This is a genomic window from Tepidiphilus olei, assembly GCF_006980705.1.
In the GTDB taxonomy this organism is placed as follows: Bacteria; Pseudomonadota; Gammaproteobacteria; order Burkholderiales; family Rhodocyclaceae; genus Tepidiphilus; species Tepidiphilus olei.
Genome location: NZ_SBHO01000010.1, coordinates 1 through 18755 on the forward strand (window position 1 = coordinate 1; position 18755 = coordinate 18755).

The 18755-nt window shown below is 64.6% G+C and carries 16 protein-coding genes and 1 other RNA gene; 4 read left to right on the plus strand and 13 right to left on the minus strand.

Annotated elements, in window-relative coordinates:
* Window positions 1-220: 220 nt before the first annotated feature.
* From EPD80_RS09875 to gyrA, 13 genes are all read right to left on the minus strand, one after another.
* A complete protein-coding gene (locus tag EPD80_RS09875; RefSeq protein ID WP_142805176.1) occupies window positions 221-493 on the minus strand; it encodes a hypothetical protein in 273 nt (90 codons plus the stop codon).
* A gap of 75 nt (window positions 494-568) precedes the next feature.
* Window positions 569-1357 (minus strand): 3'-5' exonuclease, encoded by a 789-nt coding sequence (locus EPD80_RS09880; protein ID WP_142805175.1) that lies wholly within the window; start codon window positions 1355-1357, stop codon window positions 569-571.
* Window positions 1358-1359: 2 nt separating this feature from the next.
* A complete protein-coding gene (gene cysM, locus EPD80_RS09885; RefSeq protein WP_142811416.1) occupies window positions 1360-2247 on the minus strand; it encodes a cysteine synthase CysM in 888 nt (295 codons plus the stop codon).
* A gap of 12 nt (window positions 2248-2259) precedes the next feature.
* On the minus strand, window positions 2260-3444 hold the full coding sequence (locus EPD80_RS09890; protein ID WP_142811418.1) for a tetratricopeptide repeat protein: 1185 nt from the start codon (window positions 3442-3444) through the stop codon (window positions 2260-2262).
* Entirely contained in the window at window positions 3441-3725 is a 285-nt protein-coding gene (locus tag EPD80_RS09895) for a LapA family protein (protein WP_142805172.1), read from the minus strand. The genes EPD80_RS09890 and EPD80_RS09895 overlap by 4 nt, the downstream gene beginning before the upstream one ends.
* Window positions 3726-3991: 266 nt before the next feature.
* Window positions 3992-4300: an integration host factor subunit beta gene (locus EPD80_RS09900; protein WP_142805171.1), complete on the minus strand. Its 309-nt coding sequence runs from the start codon at window positions 4298-4300 to the stop codon at window positions 3992-3994.
* Window positions 4301-4313: 13 nt separating this feature from the next.
* Complete coding sequence (rpsA, locus tag EPD80_RS09905) at window positions 4314-6035, minus strand: 30S ribosomal protein S1 (protein WP_142811420.1); 1722 nt, start codon at window positions 6033-6035, stop codon at window positions 4314-4316.
* Between the two features lie 72 nt (window positions 6036-6107).
* Window positions 6108-8054, minus strand: coding sequence for a bifunctional 3-phosphoshikimate 1-carboxyvinyltransferase/cytidylate kinase (locus EPD80_RS09910; RefSeq protein ID WP_142811422.1), 1947 nt, complete (start codon window positions 8052-8054; stop codon window positions 6108-6110).
* A complete protein-coding gene (locus EPD80_RS09915; RefSeq protein ID WP_142811424.1) occupies window positions 8051-8950 on the minus strand; it encodes a prephenate dehydrogenase in 900 nt (299 codons plus the stop codon). Before EPD80_RS09915 ends, EPD80_RS09910 begins: the two co-directional genes overlap by 4 nt.
* Before the next feature lie 12 nt (window positions 8951-8962).
* Window positions 8963-10063 carry a histidinol-phosphate transaminase gene (hisC, locus tag EPD80_RS09920; RefSeq protein ID WP_142811426.1) on the minus strand — a complete coding sequence of 367 codons (1101 nt, stop codon included), beginning with the start codon at window positions 10061-10063 and terminating at the stop codon, window positions 8963-8965.
* A gap of 27 nt (window positions 10064-10090) precedes the next feature.
* The gene (gene pheA / locus EPD80_RS09925) at window positions 10091-11161 is read right to left on the minus strand and encodes a prephenate dehydratase (protein WP_142811428.1); all 1071 of its coding nucleotides are present in this window, start codon (window positions 11159-11161) and stop codon (window positions 10091-10093) included.
* A gap of 15 nt (window positions 11162-11176) precedes the next feature.
* Window positions 11177-12274, minus strand: coding sequence for a 3-phosphoserine/phosphohydroxythreonine transaminase (gene serC / locus EPD80_RS09930; RefSeq protein ID WP_142811430.1), 1098 nt, complete (start codon window positions 12272-12274; stop codon window positions 11177-11179).
* Window positions 12261-14843 (minus strand): DNA gyrase subunit A, encoded by a 2583-nt coding sequence (gyrA, locus tag EPD80_RS09935; RefSeq protein WP_142811432.1) that lies wholly within the window; start codon window positions 14841-14843, stop codon window positions 12261-12263. Before gyrA ends, serC begins: the two co-directional genes overlap by 14 nt.
* 76 nt (window positions 14844-14919) lie before the next feature.
* Here gyrA and EPD80_RS09940 point away from each other — a divergent pair, with 76 nt between their 5' ends.
* The 4 genes from EPD80_RS09940 (at window position 14920) to ssrA (ending at window position 18254) form a co-directional block, all read left to right on the plus strand.
* Window positions 14920-16263: a TRZ/ATZ family hydrolase gene (locus EPD80_RS09940; RefSeq protein WP_142811460.1), complete on the plus strand. Its 1344-nt coding sequence runs from the start codon at window positions 14920-14922 to the stop codon at window positions 16261-16263.
* A 77-nt stretch (window positions 16264-16340) separates the two neighbouring features.
* Window positions 16341-17057: an OmpA family protein gene (locus EPD80_RS09945; protein ID WP_142811462.1), complete on the plus strand. Its 717-nt coding sequence runs from the start codon at window positions 16341-16343 to the stop codon at window positions 17055-17057.
* Between the two features lie 64 nt (window positions 17058-17121).
* Window positions 17122-17820, plus strand: a complete 699-nt coding sequence (gene ubiG / locus EPD80_RS09950; protein WP_142811464.1) for a bifunctional 2-polyprenyl-6-hydroxyphenol methylase/3-demethylubiquinol 3-O-methyltransferase UbiG — start codon at window positions 17122-17124, stop codon at window positions 17818-17820.
* 63 nt (window positions 17821-17883) lie between these two features.
* Window positions 17884-18254, plus strand: a transfer-messenger RNA (tmRNA) gene (ssrA, locus tag EPD80_RS09955).
* Window positions 18255-18755 lie beyond the last annotated feature (501 nt).

The window sequence follows — 18755 nt, forward strand, 5'->3', positions numbered from 1 at the left end:
GATCAAACTCTCAGGTTCAATCCATAAAACCTCGCACGCATCTAGCGATGCGCGTGCCAGCGCACCCATCCCGCGCCAACACCCACACCGCTCGACTGTCCCCAAATTCTTAAAGAACTTCTTCCAACCCCACACCACCTCAGTGGCGCGGCAGAACCAGCATTATTCCTTACTTCACGACCCGTGTCAACAGTCCGAACGCACTTCCTCAACTTCCTTCCTACCAAGCCACGGTACACACGGTGCAGTATGCCGCAGCAGGTGGATTTGCATTATAGATGCTCTGAGCACAAAAAACAAGTTTCTTGTGTAGCAAACGAATAAACCCCTCAAACCCGACCACGCGTGCAGCGCGAATCATATTGTTTTTCATGAAATGGCCGGGGATGTACCCGATGAGTGCCAGAGAAGTGTGCGCGAAGCGCCCATCGAGTGCGCGAATCACCGCACGGCAGGGTTGCACGGCTCTTGCATGCTCGCCCATCTTCGGCATGGGTCGCGCATCCTGTACGCCCCCACCAGACCTTTTAGCCGCTCGCGACGGTTCGTCGGGTACCCAGACGTTCAATCAATCGGTGGCCGGTGACCACTGCGCAAGGAATTCGCGCCAGTGTGCACCGGGAAGTTTTTCGAGATGTTCGCGCACCCGCTCGAGTGCGGACTTCAGCCCTACCGCGCCGAGCTTACCGCGCAACCACTGGAAGCGCAGGAAAACCAGATGGGTATTGACCGCATCGGTCTCGCAATAGGCACGAATCGCCGCGGCCTCGCCCCGACACCAAGCGCTCCACACCTGTCCGCCGTCCATGCCGAGCTTGCCGGGAAAACCGAGCAGCCGCGCGATCTGATCGAGCGGCGCGGCGGCGCGGCTCTGATAGCCGGCGAGCACGTCCATCAGGTCGAGATGGCGCCAGTGAAAACGCCCGAGGTAGTTGTTGTAGCGGTATTCCGCCTCCCGCTCACCGACTTCCCAGTAGGTACTCGCCTGCACACCGTGCAATAGGCTGCGGTAGTGCAGTACCGGCAAGTCGAACCCGCCGCCGTTCCAGGTGACGAGCTGGGGACGCTTCTTGTCGATGGCGACGAAGAACTGCCTCAGGATCTCGGCTTCTTCGAGCTCCGGCGCGGCCAGCGAAAACACCTTCACCTCGCGCCCATTGTCCCACACGCCGGCGAGCGTCACGATGCGCTGCAGGTGATGCGGCAGAAAGTCGCTGCCGTTGCGGGCGCGCTGGCGCTGGGCGGCGTATTCCACCACTTCGTCGTCCGGTAGGGATTCCGGAAGTTCGTGGAGCAGCCGCAGCGCGGCCACGTCGGGAATCGTCTCGAGATCGAAGGCCAGAGTCGGCGTGCTCATCGTCAGGCAGGAAAAACGCCGGTGGAAAGATAACGATCACCGCGATCGCACACGACGAAGACAATGACGGCATCGCGCACCTCGGCGGCCACACGTAGAGCCGCAGCCAGCGCCCCGCCCGAGGAGATGCCGGCGAAGATCCCTTCCTCACGCGCCAGCCGCCGCGCCATTTCCTCAGCCTCAGCCTGGGAGATCGGCTCGATGCGATCGACGAGTTCCGGACGATAGATCCGCGGCAGGTATTCCGGCGGCCACTTACGGATACCCGGAATCTGCGACCCTTCTTCCGGCTGGCAGCCGACGGTGACGATGGCAGGATTCCTTTCCTTGAGGTAGCGCGCCACGCCCATGAGGGTGCCGGTCGTGCCCATGCTGGAGACGAAGTGGGTGATGCGCCCCTCGGTTTGTTCCCACAGCTCGGGGCCGGTATTCTCATAGTGCGCGCGGGGATTGTCGGGATTGGAAAATTGGTCGAGGATGACCCCTTTGCCCTCACGCTGCATCTGTTCGGCGACGTCGCGGGCGAGTTCCATCCCACCACTCTTGGGCGTGAGTACGAGTTCGGCCCCATAGGCTTTCATGATCTGGCGCCGCTCGACGCTCTGGTTTTCCGGCATCACCAGAATCAGGCGATAGCCCCGGATCGCCGCCACCATCGCGAGCGCGATGCCCGTGTTGCCGCTGGTGGCCTCGATAAGCGTATCGCCCGGCTTGATCTGGCCACGGGCTTCGGCGCCGCGGATCATGGCCAGTGCCGGGCGATCCTTCACCGAACCGGCGGGATTGTTGCCCTCGAGCTTGGCGAGCAGGACGTTGTTCCGCCCTGCACCCAAACGCTGCAAGCGCACGAGCGGAGTCTTCCCTACCCAGGATTCTATCGTCTCGAACATCGCACCTTCCTCTCAATGACCGGCGATCGCGTCGATCTCGATGACGCGCGCCGGGCCGAACGTCTCCCATTGGCCACAGGCAGGACAGCGCCACAGATGCCGCCGCGCCTTGAAACCACATTGGGCGCATCGGTAGCGCGCCAGCCGTTGTACGTAACCGTGCACCACTTCGCGCACGTGTTCGACGTCGGCGACCCAGGCGGGTTCGACCTGCCGCGCCACCAAGAGCAAGTATTCGTCGAGCACGATGAGGCTGGGCTGCTGGCGTAACATCCATTGCAGCAGACGCAGGGCGCGCGCCACATCCCCATGACGTGACTCGAACTCCACGTAATGGTCGACCAAATCGAGCTGGGGATGCCGGTGCAGCCATTGATGCATACGATGCAAGAGTTTCGCCTGCCAGGCGCAGCGCTCGGCCACCGCCATGAGCCGGTCGGCCGCCAGCGGCAAATGCTCTATGGCGATGCGCTCGAGCGTGAGCCATTCTTCGAATGCCACCTCGAACCGCCCCTGTAGGAAATGCCGTTCCCCTTCGAGCAGGATTGGGCGAACGGCGTGCCGATCGAGCGCGCGTGCCTGCTCGATGTGTCTGGCGGCCTCTTCCCAGCGCTCGGCCGTGAGCGCGAGCGCCGCGAGTTCGCAGTGGTAATGGATGAGTCGGACTCGCCAGGCGGGACTATCGTCCCGCACCAGACGCTCTACTACATCGATGCATTTGCGCCAATCCTTTTCGACCTGATAAATCTCGAGCAGCTGGGCAAGTGCCCAATGCTTGCGCGCGGTCTGTTGAAGTGCCGCGTAGAGCTCTTCGGCACGGTCGAAGAAACCAGCCTTGTGATAATCGAGCGCCAGTTCGGCGAGAATCTCGCCGCGACGATCTTCCGGCAGATCCTCGCGCGCGAGCAATTCCTGGTGAATGCGAATCGCTCGATCGAACTCTCCCCGTCGGCGAAAGAGCACCGCCAGCGCCAACTGTAACTCCAGCGTGGCCGGATTCTCCCTCGCCGCCGAGAGAAAGGCCTCGATCGCCTGGTCGAGTTCGTCGTGCAGGAGATGATTGAGACCGGTGAGGTAGATGCGCGGCAGGCGACTCGAGGCACGCACGACTTGGCGCATGTCGATACGCGCAGCCACCCACCCCAAGCCGAAGAAAAGGGGCAAGAGCAGCAACCACCAGAATTGGAGCTCGCTCATACGGGGGGAAGGGTACGATCAGAGGATTCGCTCACGCGCTCCGTCGCTTCGAGCCGGCGACGCAGACGCGACAGCGTCCATCTCTGGCGCACGAGGGTGCCGACCGTGAAGCTCAGACCAAGCAGGATCCCCACCAGGGCCGTCGCGAGCAGGACGACGGCGAGCGGGGCCTGCCATTCTTGACCAAACCACTTCAGCGTCACCGGCACATGATTTTGTGCCGCAAAAGCGACGAGCACGGCAAAGATGACGAGCCGGAGCACCCAGACAAAGATCCGCATCTCTTTTCCCCATGGGTTGGTGGAACTCTGCGTTCCGCACCGTACGAATTATCCCAAGCCAAACGAAAAAAAAGAAGCGGCCCACGAGGGCCACTTCCATCGGGACGAGCGCCGAACGCTCGCAGGGGCTTCAAAAGCCGCCGCGAGCGACTGAAGGACGATGCGACCAGAGATCAGGATGCACGGCATATCGAATGACTGACGAGCACCCGAGTACCAGAAACCGCCGCCATGGGGGCCACGCGGCAGGTGATTCGCAGGCACCCTCAACACACTGCCGCCGGCTCTGGCTCCTTGTGCCGATCCACGCGCTCGCGCAGCTCTTTGCCCGCCTTGAAATGCGGAACGTACTTCCCAGGAACCGGCACAGGCAAACCGGTTTTCGGATTGCGCCCCATACGCGGAGGACGGTACGTGAGCGTAAAGCTACCAAAACCACGGATTTCGATGCGCCCGTTGGCAACGAGCGTCTCGCTCATTGCCTGCAAGATCATCTTGACCGCGATTTCTACGTCTTTCGGCGGCAGCTGCGAAAAGCGCGCGGCCAGCCGTTCGATCAGTTCGGAACGGGTCATGGCCGCAGGTCACTCACGACTGTTTCTGTTCGTTGAGTTTGGCTTTGAGCAACGCACCGAGGCTAGTCGTGCCACTGGCGGAGGCACCTTCACCCGTCAGCCGATTGAGCGCCTCGGCCTGCTCGGCCTGCTCCTTCGCTCGGATCGACAGGTTGATGCTGCGGTTCTTGCGATCGACGTTGATGATGACCACTTCCACCTGCTGCCCTTCGTGCAGGAGCTGGGTGAGATCGTCGACGCGGTGCGCCGCCGCTTCGGAGGCGCGCAGATAGCCCTCGACCTCATCGTCGAGCTGAATCACGGCCCCTTTCGGCTCGACCGACTTGACGGTCCCGGTGACCACGGAGCCTTTCTCGTGCGTGGCGATGTAGTTGGTGAACGGGTCGCCCTCGAGCTGCTTGATACCGAGCGAAATGCGCTCGCGCTCGACGTCGACGGCGAGCACGACGGCCTCCACTTCGTCGCCTTTCTTGTAGCGGCGCACGGCCGTCTCGCCCGGCTCGGTCCAAGAGAGGTCGGAGAGGTGCACCAGGCCATCGATGCCGCCATCCAGGCCGATGAAAACGCCGAAGTCGGTGATCGACTTGATCTGGCCGCGAACCTTGTCGCCTTTCTTGTGGTTCTGAGCGAACTCTTCCCAGGGGTTGGGCTGGCACTGTTTCATGCCGAGCGAAATGCGACGACGATCTTCGTCGATCTCGAGAATCATCACTTCGACTTCGTCGCCGACCTGCACGACCTTGCTCGGATGGATGTTCTTGTTGGTCCAGTCCATCTCGGAGACGTGCACCAGACCCTCGATGCCCGGCTCGATCTCGACGAAGGCGCCGTAGTCGGTGAGGTTGGTGACCTTGCCGAAGAGGCGGGTACCGGCGGGATAGCGGCGGGCGATACCGACCCAGGGATCCTCGCCGAGTTGCTTGAGACCCAGGGAAACGCGCATCTTCTCGCGGTCGAACTTGAGTACTTTGGCCTCGACCTCGTCGCCCACATTGACGACTTCGGACGGATGACGCACACGCCGCCAAGCGAGATCGGTGATGTGGAGCAGACCGTCGATGCCGCCCAGGTCGACGAAAGCACCGTAATCGGTGATGTTCTTGACCACGCCCTTGACGATGGAGCCCTCTTGCAGGGACTCGAGGAGTTTTTCGCGATCCTCGCCCATGGTCTCTTCGAGCACGGCGCGGCGCGACACGACGATGTTGTTGCGCTTACGATCGATCTTGATGACCTTGAACTCGAGCTCTTTGCCCTCGATCGGGGTGGTGTCCTTCATCGGACGAATGTCGACCAGGGAGCCGGGCAGGAAGGCACGCAGCCCGTTGAGCATGACCGTGAGGCCGCCCTTGACGCGGCCGGTGACCACGCCCTTGACGATACGGCCTTCTTCGAAGGCCTGTTCGAGTTCGTTCCAAGCTTCCAGGCGCTTGGCTTTCTCGCGCGACAGACGCGTTTCGCCGTAGCCGTCTTCGAGGGCCTCGATCGCCACGTGCACGAAGTCGCCGACCTTGACTTCGAGCTCGCCGCGGTCGTTCATGAATTCTTCTTTGGGGATGTAACTCTCGGATTTCAGGCCGGCATTGACGATCACGAAGTTGTCGTCGATGCCGACGACCTCGGCGGTGATCACCTGCCCCGGCGTCATTTCCTGAAGCACGAGACTCTGCTCGAAGAGATCGGCGAAGCTTTCTTGGGTTTCGGTAGGTTGAGTGGCTACGGCGGTTGAGTTCATCGGTTCGGTTTCCAAAGACGTTTCTCCCTCAGGAAAAACGCAAGACAAAAAGTATGAATAAACATTCCCGGATCACGCGAGCCCACGTGTCCGGACCCAATCGAAAATGACCTCCACGGCCTCTTCCACGCCCATGAGGGACGTATCGAGCCGCAGAGCGTCGGGGCATTGCTGCAAAGGAGCGATGGCACGTTCCCGGTCCCGCAGGTCGCGTGCCTCGAGCTCTTCGCGCAATCTTTCAATGTTAGCAGACATTCCCTTGTCGATCAACTGCTTGAAGCGTCGCTCGGCGCGCACCTCGACGGAAGCGGTGAGAAAGACCTTGAGCTCGGCATCGGGAAAGACGACCGAGCCCATGTCGCGCCCCTCGGCCACTAGCCCCGGGCGGCGGCGGAAGGCCCGCTGACGCTCGAGCAGCGCCTCGCGCACGGCGCCGTGCACGGCGATGCGCGAGGCAGCAGCGGAGACCTCTTCCGTCCGAATGGCCTCGGTCACGTCTTCACCGGCGAGAAAGATGCGATCGCCGGCGAAGCGCACCTCCAGTTCGCGCGCGAGCCGCGCGAGCATCGCAACCTCCTCGGCGGGCACCCCGCGGCGCAGCGCCGCCAGCGCCACCAGTCGGTAGAGGGCGCCGCTGTCGAGATAGTGCCAGCCGAGCCGTTCGGCCAGGCGCGCCGCCACGGTGCCCTTGCCGCTTGCCGTCGGACCGTCGATCGCCACCACGGGCACCGGCCGCACGACCGAGCGGTATGCCTGCCAATACTGAGGGAACGTCTTGTTGACACACTCGGGATCGAGGATGCGCACGTAGATGTCGCCGAAAGCGGCGAGCGAAAAACACATCGCCATGCGATGATCGTCGTAGGTGGCGATCGCCGCCGGCCGTAGCCGCTCGGGCGGGGTGATGACGAGAAAATCCGGCCCCTCTTCGACCGAGGCACCGAGCTTGCGCAACTCGGTGGCCATGGCGGCGATGCGATCGGTCTCTTTCACCCGCCAACTGCCGATGCGGCGCAGGCGCGAGGGCCCCTCGCAAAAGAGCGCCACGACCGCCAGCGTCATGGCCGCATCCGGAATGTGGTTGAGATCGAGATCGAACGCCCGCAGTCGGCCGTTTGCAGGGGCACAGGCCTCGATCCAGTTCTCTCCCATACTGATACGGACGCCGAGCGCCTCCAGGGCCTCGGCGAAGCGCACGTCGCCCTGCAGGCTCGCTCGACCCACGCCCTCGACGCGCACCGGTCCTCCCCCCAAGGCTCCGGCGGCGAGGAAATAAGACGCGGAAGAAGCATCCCCTTCGACGTAGATTTCCCCTGGCGAGCGGTAGCGCGCCCGGCCATCGTAGTAGAACCGCCGGTCGCGTTCGGCGAGTTCCACCCCGAAGCGCGCCATCAGCGCGAGCGTGAGTGCCACGTAGGGGCGGGAAATGAGCTCCCCCACGACCTCGACGGTGATCGGCCGGCCGAGCAGGGGCAGCGCCATGAGCAGCGCCGAGAGGAATTGACTGGAGACGTCGCCCCGGATACGAACGGTCTCGACGGAAGTGGGTACGGGCGAGTGGATCGCGAGCGGCGGATAGCCGTCGTTTTCCAGGTACTCGATACGCGCCCCCAGCTGACGCAAGGCCTCGACCAGATCACCGATGGGCCGCTCGTGCATGCGCGGCACCCCACGCAAGCGGTATTCCCCGCCCATCAAGGCGAGTACGGCGGTGAGCGGCCGGAACGCCGTACCCGCATTGCCCAGAAAGAGCTCGGCCTTGCGCACCGGAAAGGGAGCGCCACCCGTGCCATGGACCACGTAGTCCTGCTCGCCGGTGCGCTCCCAGCGCACGCCCAGCGCCTCGAGCGCCTCGAGCATGCGCGCGACGTCGTCGGAGTGCAGCAGATCGCGGATGTGGGTGTCGCCCTCGGCGAGCGCCGCGAGCAGCAGCACGCGGTTGGAGATGCTCTTGCTGCCCGGCAGCCGCACCCCGCCCCGGGCGTGCAGTAGGGGCGGTAGATCGAGAAACCCGCTCATTCGTCCGACCCTCCTCCGTTGACGTAGCGTTCGCCCCAGGCCATGCGGGCTGCGCGCGCCTTGGCGAAGACATCCTCCAGACCCGGGCCGTTGGCCGAGAGCAAGAGCGCGCGGATGAAGGCGAGTTCGGAGAGATACTGGTCGAGCTCAGCCAGGATCGCCTGGCGATTGACGAGGCAGATGTCGCGCCACATCTCTGGGTGGCTCGCGGCGATGCGGGTGAAATCGCGAAACCCCCCGGCGGCATACTCGAAGAGTTGCTCGGCATTCGCACGCTCGGCGAGGTCGTGCACCAGCGCATAGGCGAGCACGTGCGGCAGATGACTCACGGCGGCGAAGACCCGGTCGTGCTCCTGCGGTGACATCTCGCGAATGAGCGCACCACAGGCCTGCCAGAGCTGCGCCACCCGCAGCACGCTGCCAGGCTCGTTCTCCGGCAGCGGTGTGAGCACCACTTTACGGTCGCGGAAGAGCGTCGCATCGGCCGCCTCGCAGCCGCTCTTCTCCGCACCGGCGATGGGATGCCCCGGTACGGTATGCGCCAGGTGTGGCTCCAAGTGCAGGTAAAAAGCTTCGATCACGTTGCGCTTGGTACTGCCCGCATCGGTGACGAGGGTGCCTGGGGCCAGATGTGGCGCCATGGCTTTGACCACCGCTTCCGTCTGACCCACCGGCATGGCGAGCAGCACGACTTCCGCCCTGGCGAGCGCATCGCCCCAGTCTGCGGCGATTCGATCGATCACGCCCAAGGCGAGCGCCCGTTCGAGTGAAACCCGCGAACGACCGATGCCCACCACTTCGCGCACCATGCCGGCCGCCTTGAGCGCCAGGGCGAAGGAACCGCCGATGAGCCCGACACCGCACACGACCAGCCGTCCCACCGGTTTCGTCTTCATGAAAGCCCCCTTTCAGGTGCAAAGGATGTCGGCGAGCGCTTCGAGGAAGCGGGCATTCTCTTCGGGCAGACCCACGGTGACGCGCAGCCATTCGGGCAGGCCATAGCCGGCGATCGGACGCACGATCACGCCGCGATCGAGCAGCGCCTCGTTCACCGCACCCGCGTCGCCCACGTGCACCATCACGAAATTGCCGCGCGACGGCACCCAACGCAGACCCAGCCGCGCGAATCCTTCGTAGAGCTGCAGCAGCCCCTGGCGGTTGAGCTCGGCGCTGCGCGCGACGAACGCCTCGTCTTCGAGGGCGGCGGCCGCCGCCGCGAGCGCGAAGGCGTTGACGTTGAAAGGCTGCCGGATGCGGTTGATCACATCGACGAGTTCGGGACGCGCCACACCGTAGCCCACCCGCAGCGAGGCGAGCCCATAGATCTTGGAAAACGTCCGGCACACGAGCAGGTTGGGAAAGCGATCGACCCAGGCAAGCGACTCGTAGCGTTCGGCGGGATCGAGGTATTCGCCGTAGGCTTCGTCGAGCACCACCAGCACGTCCTCGGGCACCCGCGAAAGGAAGGATTCCAGCGCCTCGCCGGGCACGAAGGTGCCGGTGGGATTGTTCGGATTGGCGAGGAAGACCACGCGCGTGCGCGACGTGATCGCGGCGAGCATCGCCTCGAGGTCGTGCCCGTAGTCCTTGGCGGGCACTTCGACCGGCCGTGCGCCCAACGCCTGCGTCACCAGCGGATAGACCGCGAAAGCGTATTGGGAATACACCGCCTCGGTACCCGGTTGCAGCACGATGCGCGCGGCCAGCTCCAGCACGTCGTTCGAGCCGTTACCGAGCACCAGACGCTCGGGTGCGACGCCGAACTTGCGCGCGATCGCCTCCTTGAGCACGAAACCATTGCCGTCGGGATAACGGGCTCCTTCGGCCGCCGTCGCATCCAAGGTGGCCCGCGCTTTCGGACTCATGCCGAGCGGATTCTCGTTCGAGGCGAGCTTGACGATGTCGACCTCCCGCAGACCGCGCTCGCGGGCGAGTTCCTCGATGGGCTTACCCGGTTGATAAGGGGCGAGCGAGCGGATCGCCGCTGGAACGTGATCGATGACGCGCATCTCTTCTCCTCCCGTTGTTGGCCGATGTCACCACGCCGCGGCCGGATAGGAACCGAGCAGCTTGAGGAAGGTCGCGCGTTCCTCGAGCGCCGCGAGCGCCTGGCGAACCGGCTCGTCGAGCCGATGCCCCTCCAGGTCGATGTAGAAGACGTACTCCCACAGACCGCTCTTGGCGGGGCGCGATTGCAGCTTGGTCATACTCACGCCATACTGCGCCAAAGGCTCGAGCAGGCGGTGCATGGCACCAGGCTTGTTCGGCGTGGAGCACACGAGCGAGGTTTTGTCCCGCCCCGAAGGGCCGGCGGCGTCGTGCTTGGCGATGACGAGGAAGCGCGTGGTGTTGTTCGGATCGTCCTCGATGTTGGCCGCGAGCACCGTGAGCCCATAGCGCTCGGCCGCAGCCTCGCCGGCGATGGCTGCCGCGTCCGGATCCTGGGCGGCGAGCCGCGCCGCCTCGGCATTGCTCGCCACCGGCACGTAGGGGACATCGGGCAGGTGTCGCGCGAGCCATTCGTGGCACTGTGCGAGTGACTGGGCGTGGGAATAGACGCGCTTGACCGCTGCGAGGCTCGGAGCGAGCGACATCAGGTGCTGATGGATGCGCAACATCACCTCGCCGCAGATCTGCAGCGGATGCAGCAGAAGCAGATCGTGCGTGACGCCGACCATACCCTCGACCGAGTTCTCGATGGGCACCACGCCATAGTCGATGTTACCCGCCTCGGTTTCGCGGAAGACCTCGTCGATCGAGACGAGCGGCAGGAACTGCGGCGCGCTGCCGAAATGCTTGCGCGCCGCCGCCTCGGAGAAAGTCCCGGCCGGGCCGAGATAGGCCACCTTGAGCGGCTGTTCGAGCGCGAGGCAGGCCGACATGATTTCGCGAAAGATCGTGCGCACGGCGCTCTCGGGCAGCGGCCCCGGGTTGAGCGAGGCGATACGGCGCAACACCTGCGCCTCGCGCTCGGGGCGGTAGAGCGCACCCTGTTTGAGCTCCCCCACGCGCCGCGCACAGCGCCCGCGCTCCGCAAGCAGTTTGAGGATCTCCTCGTCGATGGCGTCGATGCGCCGACGCAGCGCCAAGAGTTCCGACTCGTCCATCCCCCTCCCCTTTCTTCAGGCGTGCCGTGCGGCGAAATCGCGCAGGAAAGCGACGAGCGCCTCCACGCCCTCGCGCGGCATGGCGTTGTAGATCGACGCCCGCATCCCGCCCACCATCTTGTGCCCTTTGAGGTACTTGAGCCCGGCGGCCTCGGCCTCCTGCAGAAAGCGCTCGTTCAACGACTCGTCGGCGAGGCGAAACGGCACGTTCATCCAGCTGCGCCAGCGCGGCTCGACGGCATTGCGGTAAAAGGGCGTGGCATCGATGCACTCGTAGAGCAGACGCGCCTTGGCTTCGTTGCGCTGCGCCATCGCCGCCAAGCCGCCGAGCGATTCGAGCCACTGGAGCACGAGACCGGCCACGTAGATGGCAAAAGTGGGCGGCGTATTGAGCATCGAACCGTTCTCGGCCATGCGGTCGTAGCGCAGCACCGGCGGGGTGCCCTCCCAGGGCGAAGCCATGAGATCGCGGCGCACGATCACGAGCGTCAGTCCCGCCGGACCGATGTTTTTCTGCGCCCCGGCATAGATGAGACCGAAGCGGCGCACATCGATGGGGCGCGACAGCAGGTGCGAGGACATGTCGGCGACGAGGGGCACGCCAGAGGCTTGCAGCGCCTCGAGCTCCAGCCACTCCACCCCGTGGATCGTCTCGTTGGTGCATACATGCACGTAGCGCGCCTGCGGATCGAGCGAAAGCTCCTCGGGGCGCGGCGCGCGGGTGAAACCGCTTTCCTCGGTGGAGCTGGCCAGACGGACCCGGCCGCCGAGCATGGGTGCGATGCGCTGCGCCTCCACGAAGGCTTTCTGCGACCAGGCGCCGGTAACGACGTAGTCGGCCGAACCACCGCCGAGCAGATTCATGGGGATGGCGGAGAACTGCAGCGTCGCCCCTCCCTGGAGGAAGAGCACGGCGTAGTCCTCGGGAATGGAGAGCAACTTCCTGAGATCGGCCTCCGCCCGCGCGATCACCTCCGAGAAGTGCTTGCCGCGATGGCTCACCTCGATGATGCTCGAACCGATTCCGTGCCAATCGAGCAGTTCGTCCTGCACCGTACGCAAGACCGGCTCCGGCAGCATTGCCGGTCCGGCGCTGAAGTTATACACCCGCATCGGATTCCCCTTCGCCTTCGTCCCCGACCACCGGCGTGCGCGCCACTTTCACCACCGTTACCAGGCGGTCACCCTCGTCCAGCGCCATCAGGGTCACCCCTTGCGTCGAGCGCCCCATCTCGCGGATGTCGTCGACCGAAGTGCGGATCAGCACGCCGTTCTGCGAGATGAGGATGATCTCGTCGCCCGGCTGCACCAGGCAGGCGGCCACGAGCCGACCGTTGCGGCGAGTGGTCTGGATGGCGATCATCCCTTTGGTGCCACGGCCGTGACGCGTGAACTCGGCCACCGGCGTCCGCTTGCCGTAGCCTGCCTCGGTGGTCGTGAGCACCGAGCCGGATTCGTCGCGCACCACCAGCATCGACACCACCTGCTGGCCGTCCTCGAGCGTCATGCCACGCACGCCGCGCGCCTCGCGCCCCATGGGGCGCACGTCATCCTCGGCGAAGCGCACCGCCTTGCCCGCATCGGAGAAGAGCATCACGTCGCAGGTCCCGTCGGTGAGGTCCACGCCGATGAGGCGGTCGCCGTCGTCGAGCGATAGCGCCACGATCCCGGCCTTGCGCGGATTGGCAAAAGCCGACAGTGCCGTCTTCTTCACCACGCCCGACGCGGTGGCGAAGAAGACGTAGTGCGCGTCGTCGAACTCGCGCACCGGCAGCACCGCCTGGATGCGCTCGTCCGGCCCCATGGGAACCAGGTTGACGATGGGCTTGCCGCGCGCGCCACGCGCCCCCTCGGGCAGCTCGAAGACGCGCAGCCAATAGACGCGTCCGCGGCTGGAGAAGCACAGCACCCAGTCGTGGGTATTGGCCACGAACACCTGCTCGAGGAAATCCTCCTCCTTGACCGCCGCCGCCTGCTTGCCGCGCCCGCCGCGGCGCTGCGCCCGGTAGTCGTCGAGCGGCTGGCGCTTGACGTAGCCGGCGTGCGACAGCGTGACCACCATGTCCTGGGGCGCCACCAGGTCTTCGAGGCGGATCTCGTCGGCTTCCAGCACCAGCTCGCTGCGGCGCGGATCGGCGTACTGCGCCGCGATCTGACGCAATTCCTCGCCAATGATGGCCGAGACGCGCTCGGGCCTGGCGAGGATGTCGAGCAGATCGGCGATGCGCTCGATCACCTCGCGGTACTCCTGCACGATCTTGTCCTGCTCGAGCCCCGTGAGGCGCTGCAAGCGCAGATCCAGGATCGCCTGCGCCTGGGCTTCCGAGAGACGATAGCCCTCTGCCGACCAGCCGAACTCGGCCCCCAGCCCCTCGGGCCGGAACCGCCCCGCGTCTTCGCCCGCGCGCGCCACCAGCTCGGCCACCACCGGCGAATGCCAACGGCGCGCGAGCAGCGCTTCCTTCGCCGCGGCCGGCGTAGGCGAGGCCTTGATGAGCGCGACGATCTCGTCGACGTTGGACAGCGCCACCGCCAGACCTTCCAGGATGTGCCCGCGCTCGCGCGCCTTGCGCAGCTCGAACACGGTGCGCCGCGTCACCACCTCGCGCCGGTGCGCGAGGAAGTGCCCGACGAGGGCCTTGAGCGTGAGCGTCTGCGGCCGACCATCGACGAGCGCCACCAGGTTCATGCCGAAGGTGTCCTGCATCTGCGTGTGCTTGAAGAGCTGGTTGAGGATCACCTCGGGATGCTCGCCGCGCTTCAATTCGATGACCACGCGCATGCCGGACTTGTCCGACTCGTCGCGGATCTCGCTGATGCCCTCGATGCGCTTTTCATTGACGAGCTCGGCAATGCGCTCGAGCAGGGTCTTCTTATTGACCTGGTAGGGCAGCTCATCGACGATGATCGCCTGCCGGTCGCCACGGCCGATCTCCTCGAAATGGGTGCGCGCCCGCATCACCACGCGCCCGCGCCCGGTACGGTAGCCCTCGCGCACGCCCTCGAGCCCGACGATGAGCCCGGCGGTCGGAAAATCCGGCGCCGGCACGTACTGCATCAGATCGTCATCGGACAGCCCGGGGTTCTCCAGCAGCGCCAGGCACGCCCGAACCACCTCCCCGAGATTGTGCGGCGGAATGTTGGTGGCCATGCCCACGGCGATACCGCTCGAACCGTTGATGAGCAGATTGGGAATGCGCGAGGGCAGCACCAGCGGCTCGCGCTCGCTGCCGTCGTAGTTCGGACCGAAATCGACGGTTTCCTTGTCGATGTCGACGAGCATCTCGTGCCCGATGCGCGACATGCGGATTTCCGTATAGCGCATGGCCGCCGGGCTGTCGCCATCGACCGAGCCGAAGTTGCCCTGACCGTCGATGAGGGGATAGCGCAGGGAAAAATCCTGGGCCATGCGCACGATGGTGTCGTAGACGGCCGTATCGCCGTGCGGGTGATATTTACCGATCACGTCGCCGACGATGCGCGCCGATTTCTTGTAGGGCTTGTTCCAGTCGTTACCCAATTCGTGCATGGCGTAGAGCACGCGCCGGTGCACGGGCTTCAAGCCATCGCGCACATCGGGCAGCGCCCGGCCGACGATGACGCTCATGGCATAGTCGAGATAAGAGCGCCGCATCTCCTCTTCGAGGGGCACGGGCAAGGTTTCGCGGGCAAAAGAATCCATTGAGCAAAAACCGCCGTACAAATCCGTAGAATTCATTATTTTATCACGCCACTCACCCCCTTTCCGGAGCCCGCCGATGCCCGAGCCGACCGCGCTTCAGTCCGCCGACACTCTCATCCTGCCCCGCTGGCTGCTGCCGATGGAACCAGCCGGGGCGCTGCTCACCGGTCACGCCGTCGCGGTCCGCGGCGACACGATCCTCGACGTGGGTCCTGCCGATGAGTTGGAGCGCCGCTGGCGGCCCCGCGAGCGCGTCGAACTACCCGAGCACGTGCTGCTTCCCGGCCTCATCAACGCGCACACCCACGCGGCCATGACCCTGCTGCGCGGCGTGGGTGACGACCTGCCGCTGCGGCGATGGCTCGAAGAAGCGATCTGGCCGCGCGAGGCCGCCCTGATGAGCGAAGAATTCGTCCACGACGGCACGCTCATCGCCGCCGCCGAGATGCTGCGCGGCGGCATCACCACCGCCGTCGACATGTACTTCTATCCCGAAGCCGCCGCGCGCGCCTTCACCGCCCTGGGCATGCGGGCGGTGCTCGGCATTACCGCCATCGACTTTCCCACGCCGTACGCGGCCGATGCCGACGAGGCGCTCGCCAAGGGGCTCGCCGTGCGTGATGCCTGGCGCGAAGAACCCCTCGTCTCTTTCGTGCTCGCGCCGCACGCCCCCTATTCGGTGAGCGACGAGACCCTCGAGCGCATCGCCACCCTCGCCGCCCAGCTCGACCTGCCAGTCCAAATCCACTTGCTCGAGGCGGCGCAGGAGCGGGAAGAATCGCTCGCACGTCACGGCGAGACCCCCCTGCAGCGGCTCGATCGCATGGGCCTCCTGGGGCAGGGACTCATCGGCGTGCACGCCGTACACCTCACCGAAAGCGAAATCGCGCTGCTAGCCGAGCGCGGCGCCGCCCTCGTGCACTGCCCCACCTCCAACATGAAACTCGCCAGCGGCATCGCCGCCGTACCCCGGTGGCTCGAAGCCGGTATCCCCGTCGGCCTAGGCACCGACGGGGCGGCGAGCAACAACCGGCTCGACCTCTTTCAGGAAATGCGCCACGCGGCCTTGCTCGCCAAGGTCGGCCAGGGGCGTGCCGACGTGCTGCCAGCCATGCAAATCTTGGAACTCGCCACGATCGACGCCGCCCGCGCCCTCGGGCTGGAACATCGCCTCGGCTCGATCCGCCCGGGCAAAGCCGCCGACCTCGTCGCCGTCGCCCTCGATGCCGTCGAAACCCAGCCCTGTTATGACCCCTGCTCGCACCTCGTCTTCGTCGCCGGACGCGAGCACGTCAGCGACGTCTGGGTCGCCGGACGCCGTCGTGTCTCCGGAAAAATCTTGCTGTTGCAGGAAAACAACAGACCTTTGTCCGCTCTGGCGCAAAACTGGCGGCAACGAATCCAGTTGCAAATCCGCTGAAAAAGTGCTTGTATAATGAATCCAAGGATACGATCCTAGACCTTGTCCCAACCGTTTTCCCAAGAAAGGATGCTACCATGACCACCAAAAACACCCGCTTCAAGCTCCTCGCCGTCGTCCTTGGGACGATCGGGTTTTCCATGAGCGCAATGTCCGCCGACGTCGTGGTCGATCGCAAGGGCGTCATTCCCTATGTCACCGACTCCCGCAATGTCGTCGTCACGAGTGGCGCAGGTGCCTGCGTCCGCGCGGGCGCCAGCTGGTCGCCGGCGGCTGCCGAACAGGCCACGGACACCAATGGCAAGCCGCTTGCCTGCAGCTGCGATCCCGACCTGATCGCCAAAGAAAAATGCGAACCGCCCAAGCCCGTGGCCGCCCCGCGCCCCGCGCCCAAGCCGGCCGAACAGAAAGTGAAGATTTCCACCGACACGCTGTTCGATTTCGACAAAGCCACGCTTCGCCCCGAAGGCAAAGCCAAGCTCGACGAAGTCGTCGCCCAGCTCGGTAAGTACAACGTCGAAGTCATCCTCGCCGTGGGCCACGCCGACCGCATCGGCCGCGACGCCTACAACCAGAAACTCTCCGAGCGCCGTGCCGATGCCGTCAAAGCGTATCTGACCAGCAAAGGCGTCCCGGCTAATCGCATCTACACCGAAGGCAAAGGCGAGACGATGCCCGTCACCGGTGACAAGTGCAAGAACATGGGTCCGGAAAACCGGAACAACAAGAAACTCATCGACTGCCTGCAACCCGACCGTCGCGTCGAAATCCAAGTCATCGGTACCGACAAGTAATCCTGGTCGTCCGAGGTCTGCGGAAAACCCCGCCCTGGCGGGGTTTTTCTTTGGAGGATTCCCCATGACGAACGTCGATCCGCTGGAACTGGCCAAATTCGAGGAGCGCGCCCACCACTGGTGGGATCCGACGAGCGAATTCCGGCCACTGCACGAAATCAATCCACTACGGCTCTCCTGGATCGAATCCCACGTCACGCTCGCCGGCAAGCGCGTGCTCGACGTCGGCTGCGGCGGCGGCATCCTCTCCGAAGGCATGGCGCGGCGTGGCGCCAAGGTCACTGGAATCGATCTCTCCGCTGCCGCCCTGGAAGTCGCCAAACTCCATCTCCTCGAATCCGGCCTATCGGTGGACTACCGCCTCGAGAGCGCCGAGGCCCACGCAGCCGCTCATCCCGGCGCCTATGAGATCGTCACCTGTATGGAGCTGCTCGAACACGTCCCCGAGCCCGAATCCATCGTCGCCGCCTGCGCCAAGGCGCTCACCCCCGGCGGCTGGGCCTTTTTCGCCACCATCAACCGCACGCCCAAAGCCTACCTACACGCGATTCTGGGGGCGGAATACCTGCTGAGGCTACTGCCGCGCGGCACGCACGACTACGCCAAATTCCTCCGCCCCTCCGAACTCGCCCACTGGGCACGGGCGAACGGGCTCGAACCGGTCGCTCTGCAAGGGCTGGGCTACAACCCCCTCACGAAAACCTATCGTCTGATCGAAGAAACTGCGGTAAACTACCTTTTCGCTACCCGCAAGGTGGCGTAAAAAAGTGTACCGATCGGCGGAACTTTTTCGCTGCACGAGGCACTAATACAATGCAAACCCACTGGGGCCGTACCTGGCTTCGACGGGGGTCGCAAAGCAGCACAGCGCATACCGAGGACCAGTCCCCTCGTAAATCCACTGGAAAGCAAACAAACGCCAACGACGAGCGTTTCGCTCTCGCCGCCTGAGGGCGGCGAGCGCTGCACCGGCTGGCCTCTGGGCCGGATGATGGCGTAAGCCATCTCGCAGCGTCATTCACAGAGGCTCGTCCCCGAGTCGGGCCGCTTGGCTCGGGGCCTAAAACCAAGGCGGCTCGCGTCGGTGCGGTGAGCCTACCCACCAACACCGGCGCTAAACCCAAACGGTAGGCTAAGTATGTAGACCTGGCTGTGGAGGGCTTCCGGACGGGGGTTCGACTCCCCCCGGCTCCACCAACACATTCGCATAAGCGCTTGATTTCAAAGGGAAAAACGGCAAGCAAAAAATTTCTGCCTTATCACTTGCCTTATCGTTTTTCCTGCCTTATCGTCTTGCAGCGCGTCCCGTTTTTTTGATGTGGTCGGCATGAGCCGCCTTCCGGCCGCCGCCGCAACCCTCGCCAAGCCGCGCTAGCTGCGCCGCACGTCCGGCAAGCCAAGACGCCAGTTCGTACAGTTGCATATGCGCCCACCGCGCGCCCTAGCGCGATTTCGCGGGTTTGCGCACCCGCACCCCAGCCAATCCCCCAGGGTCCCCCGCAGCGCCGCCATAGAGCCGCTGTAGGCCGTTTTCGTGGTGCGCCAGTAGGGGGGAGCTTGCCCCTCGCCAGAGAAACGGCACAGAAAGCCGCCACGCAAGCCTTGCCGCCGCTTCAACCATAGTTAAACCCGGCCGCAACCATAGTTAAAAGGTGCGCTTGGCCTTGCGCCGCCATAGCGCCCTTGTAAGCCGTTTTC